The organism is Euzebyales bacterium (assembly GCA_035461305.1).
Taxonomy (GTDB): Bacteria; Actinomycetota; Nitriliruptoria; order Euzebyales; family JAHELV01; genus JAHELV01.
This window is the reverse complement of record DATHVN010000061.1, coordinates 1-3,717: the sequence shown is the minus strand read 5'-3', so window position 1 is coordinate 3,717 and position 3,717 is coordinate 1. Positions and strand designations below refer to the sequence as shown.

The following is a 3,717-nucleotide window of genomic DNA, read 5'->3' as shown; positions in this document are numbered from 1 at the left end:
CCCCGCGGCCGGCGACGAGTTCCGCGTCGTCGAGGACGAGCGGACCGCCCGCGAGATCGCCGAGAACCGGCAGTCTCGGGAGCGGCGCATGGAGCTCGCCGAGCGGCGGACGTTGTCGCTGGAGGACCTGTCCGGCGCGATCGCCGAGGGCAAGCTCGAGACGCTGAACCTGATCATCAAGGGCGACGTCGCGGGCTCGGTCGAGGCGGTGGCCGACGCGATGGAGAAGCTGGAGCTGCCCGAAGTCAAGATCCGGATCATCCGCAAGGGCGTGGGCGCCGTCACCGTCGACGACGTCAACTTCGCCGGGGCGTCGGAGGCGATCGTGATCGCCTTCAACGTCCGCCCCGAGGCCAACGCCCGTCAGGCGATCGAGGAGTCCGGCATCGATCTGCGGCAGTACTCGGTCATCTACAAGGCCGTCGAGGACATCGAGCACGCGGTCGCCGGCATGCTGGCACCCGAGTTCGAGGAGATCGTCACCGGCCGGGCCGAGGTGCGAGAGATCTTCAAGATCCCTCGTGGCTTCGTGTTCGGGTGCTACGTCACCGAGGGCACGGTCCGGCGCAACTCTGCGCTGCGCGTCATCCGCGACGGCGTGGTCGTGGCCGACGACAAGGTCGCTTCGCTGCGCCGGTTCACCGACGACGTGACCGAGGTCGCGTCGGGCTACGAGTGTGGCGTCGGTCTGGACCGGTTCCAGGACATCAAGGTGGGCGACGAGTTCGAGCTCTACGAGGAGCGCGAGATCGACCGCACCTAGGGCCGGCCGGCCGGGAAGGTTGGGGCAGACGTGGTTGTGGCGATCGTCACCATCGGGCTGCGGCTGCCCGCATGCACCTCGTTGAAGGACAAGCGCGGCGTGACCAGACGCCTCATCTCCCGGCTGAGGCGCGACCTGAACGTCTCGGTCGCCGAGGTCGGTGGCCAGGACACCTGGCAGCGGTGCGACCTGGGCGTCGCCATCGCAGCGGGCAGCGAGGTCGGAGCGCGCAAGGTCGCACAGCAGGTCGAGAAGATCGTCACGCGCGAGCACGATGTCGAGCCCGTGCACATCGAGGTCGAGATCACCGCACCTCAGCTGCTGTGAGTGCGGCCGGGACGGCGCGGTGGCGGCGCCCCGCCACGTGAGCGAAAGGCTGTTGAAGTGAGCTCCCCACGAGCGAACCGCGTACCCGAGCGGATCAAGGAGATCCTCGCCGAGCTCGTGACGACGCTCAAGGACCCCCGCGTGGGGTTCGTCACGATCACCGACGTACGGACGACGCCGGACTTCAGCAAGGCGACCGTGTTCTGGACCGTGCTGGGGTCTCCAGCGGACGTGCCGGGCGCCGCCGATGACGACGATGCGGTCGTCGACGACGCTGCGGCCGAGCTGGCGCGCGAGCGTACCACCGAGGGGCTGGCCAGCGCGACGCCGCTGCTGCGCCGTGAGCTGGGCAAGCGGCTCCGGCTGCGGCAGGTCCCCGTGCTCGAGTTCGTCCACGACCCGGTGCCCGCGCACAGTCGACGGATCGAGGCCCTGCTCGACGAGGCCCGACCAGACCGGTGACGATCAGCGAATCGGCATGGCAGGCGGCGGTCGACGCCCTGTCAGCCGCCGACGAGGTGGCGCTCGCGTGCCATGTCGACCCCGACGGCGACGCCATCGGCTCGATGCTCGCCCTCCAGCGCTTCCTTCACACTCGCGGGGTGCGCACGACCGCGAGCTGGGGCATGCCCGAGGAGGACGCGGGCGCCGAACTGGAGGTGCCGCCGCAGTACGCGTTCCTGCCGGGCCTCGACACGCTCGTGGTGCCCGAGCGCTTCCCCGAGGCACCACGGTTGATGGTTGCGTTCGACACCGGCGCGCCCGCGCGACTGGGGTCGTTACGTGCGGCAGCAGAGGCGGCTGGCACGCTCATCGTGATCGACCACCACTCCAGCGGCGAGGCGTTCGGCGACATCCGCCTGGTCGACGGGTCGCTGGCGGCGACCGCCGTGCTCGTCGACGAACTGATCACGCGGATGGGCGGTGACCTGGACCGTGACACGGCCGTGTGCCTGTACACGGCCCTGGTCACCGACACCGGCCGGTTCCAGTACGCGAGCACGACCCCCCGTGTGCTGCACCTGGCTGCGCGCCTGATCAGCCTCGACATCGACCACGCCGCGATCAGCCAGCAGGTCTGGAGCACGCACAGCTTCGGCTACCTCAAGCTGCTGAGCCGCGCACTGGACCGCGCGACGCTGGAGCCCGAGAGTTCTCTCCTGTGGACCGCGATCACCCAGGAGGACCTGCAGCGGCTCGGCGTCGCCTGGCAGGAGACGGAGGGCCTCATCGAGGTCCTGCGCAGCGTCGGCACGGCCCGCGTCGCGATGATCGGCAAGGAGCAGTCGGACGGCGCGTGGAAGGTGTCGCTACGCAGCCGCGGCGAGGTTGACGTCGGCCGCATCGCACGTGATCTCGGCGGTGGCGGCCACGCGTTCCTCGCGGGCATGGTGGTCGATGGAGAGATCGCCGATGTCGTCGGCAAGGTCAGCGCTCTCATCCCGCTGCACACGCACGCGCGCCTTGAAACGGAGGAGCGGTCGGACACCAGGGATGCGCGCGGGGACGACGCCGCCCTGTCGAGGAGGGGTACCCGGTGACCACACCGCGAGCGATTCCTCCCGACGGGGTCCTGATCGTGGACAAGCCCGCCGGGTGCACGTCGCATGACGCCACCAACCGCATCCGGCGTGCGCTGCGTCGCGCGTACGGTTCGCCCGGGCGCCGTCACGGCCACAAGGTCGGCCACACGGGCACGCTGGATCCCAGCGCCACGGGTGTGCTGGTCGTCTGCGTGGGGCGTGCGACGCGCCTGGTGCCGTACCTGCAGGCGGGGCGCAAGACCTACGAGGCGCGCATGCAGCTGGGCCGCACCACGACGACGCTCGACGCCGATGGCGAGATCACCTCGGAGCAGGACGCCTCCCACGTCAACGAGCAGATCGTGTGTGAGGCGCTCAAGCGGTTCGTCGGGCCGATCGAGCAGGTCCCGCCGATGGTGTCCGCCGTGAAGGTCGACGGTGAGCGGCTGCACGCGCGTGCCCGCCGCGGTGAGGTCGTCGAGCGCGCGCCGCGCCCGGTGGTCATCCACGACCTGGTGCTCGAGGACTTCATCCCCGGGCGCTTCCCCGAGGTCAAGCTCCTGGTGAGCTGCTCCGCCGGCACCTACGTGCGGACGCTGGCTGACGACGTCGGCGCGATGCTCGGCGTCGGGGGGCATCTCACCGCGCTGCGCCGCCTGGCGTCGGGTGGAGCGCGCATCTCACAGGCGGTGGCGCTTGACGATGCTGAGGCCGCGATCGCCGCTGGTGGGATCGATGGCCTGCTGCTGACGCCGGCGGCGGCCATGGCGCAGGCGGAATACCCTACGGTCGTGCTCGCCGACGACGCCGTGTCCCAGCTGTCGCACGGTCGGCCGATCGCGCCGACCGGTCACGACGGCCCGGTCGCTGCGCTCGATGCGGACGGGACCCTGATCGCCGTCGTGGCCGACGACGACGGCCGTGCCCGCCCGCTCGTCGTCCTCACTCCGGCATGACCTCAGACAGCGCCAGCGGTAGGTCACATGACATGACCTCAGACAGCGCCAGCGGTAGGTCACATGACATGACCTCAGACAGCGCCAGCGGTAGGTCACATGACATGACCTCAGACAGCGGCAGCGGTAGGTCACATGACATGACCTC

At 70.1% G+C, this 3,717-nt stretch carries 5 protein-coding genes; all 5 read left to right on the top strand.

What is annotated here, in order from left to right:
• Positions 1-763 (top strand): hypothetical protein (locus VK923_05915; GenBank protein ID HSJ44201.1); only part of this gene is annotated, 763 nt, incomplete at its 5' end.
• Positions 764-793: 30 nt separating this feature from the next.
• Positions 794-1,090, top strand: a complete 297-nt coding sequence (locus tag VK923_05910) for a DUF503 domain-containing protein (GenBank protein HSJ44200.1) — start codon at positions 794-796, stop codon at positions 1,088-1,090.
• A 57-nt stretch (positions 1,091-1,147) separates the two neighbouring features.
• A complete protein-coding gene (rbfA, locus tag VK923_05905) occupies positions 1,148-1,552 on the top strand; it encodes a 30S ribosome-binding factor RbfA (protein ID HSJ44199.1) in 405 nt (134 codons plus the stop codon).
• Positions 1,549-2,631 carry a bifunctional oligoribonuclease/PAP phosphatase NrnA gene (locus VK923_05900; protein HSJ44198.1) on the top strand — a complete coding sequence of 361 codons (1,083 nt, stop codon included), beginning with the start codon at positions 1,549-1,551 and terminating at the stop codon, positions 2,629-2,631. The genes rbfA and VK923_05900 overlap by 4 nt, the downstream gene beginning before the upstream one ends.
• Positions 2,628-3,569: a tRNA pseudouridine(55) synthase TruB gene (gene truB, locus VK923_05895; protein ID HSJ44197.1), complete on the top strand. Its 942-nt coding sequence runs from the start codon at positions 2,628-2,630 to the stop codon at positions 3,567-3,569. The genes VK923_05900 and truB overlap by 4 nt, the downstream gene beginning before the upstream one ends.
• Positions 3,570-3,717 lie beyond the last annotated feature (148 nt).